The sequence below is a fragment of the Pseudomonas laurentiana genome, assembly GCF_014648275.1.
Classification (GTDB): domain Bacteria; phylum Pseudomonadota; class Gammaproteobacteria; order Pseudomonadales; family Pseudomonadaceae; genus Aquipseudomonas; species Aquipseudomonas laurentiana.
In genome coordinates, this window is the sequence record NZ_BMQU01000152.1 from 1 (window position 1) to 615 (window position 615).

The 615-nt window shown below is 27.2% G+C and carries 1 rRNA gene; it reads left to right on the plus strand.

From position 1 onward, the window contains the following. Window positions 1–561, plus strand: a 23S ribosomal RNA gene (locus IE038_RS25685); the annotation flags it as partial. Window positions 562–615: the final 54 nt, after the last annotated feature.

Consider the following 615-nt stretch of genomic DNA (forward strand, 5'->3'; position numbering starts at 1 on the left):
ATGAGATATAAATTACCAATAAATAATTATAAATAATCTACAGATGATGACATAGTCTGAACAACAATATAACCCTACGGGGGAAGTTGTTGAAATAGTAAATAAACATTACTATATAAACAAAATTGAACAGGGTAATCTAACGAGAGAGTAGATATTGTAAGTTAGGTTTGCCACCTCGATGTCGACTCAACCTATCCTCTTGGTCGTAGGTGCTAAGAAATACGACTTGAGTCAGTATGGTTCTTATCAACTATAGGAAAGAGTATAAAAACAGGTCTAATCCTTAGTACGAAAGGATCAGGATTAATTAACCTATGGTGCAACTATTAATGTAAAGATATGAAATATCAATATGAAATATCGATATTTTTAATAAAATATTAGTACTTATTATTCTTTATGTTATTGTAGTTAAGCTAAGTTAATAAAAGATAAGTATTGAAAGCATATCAAATACGAAACTGTCCTGTGGATATATTATATGGATATACAAGACTAGTATATATATAGGTTAATATTAATATATAATTAATACTAATTACCATAAATCTATAATATTTGCTAATCTATTTCTCGGATATGGCGGAATAAAAAATATCTCAAAATAATATA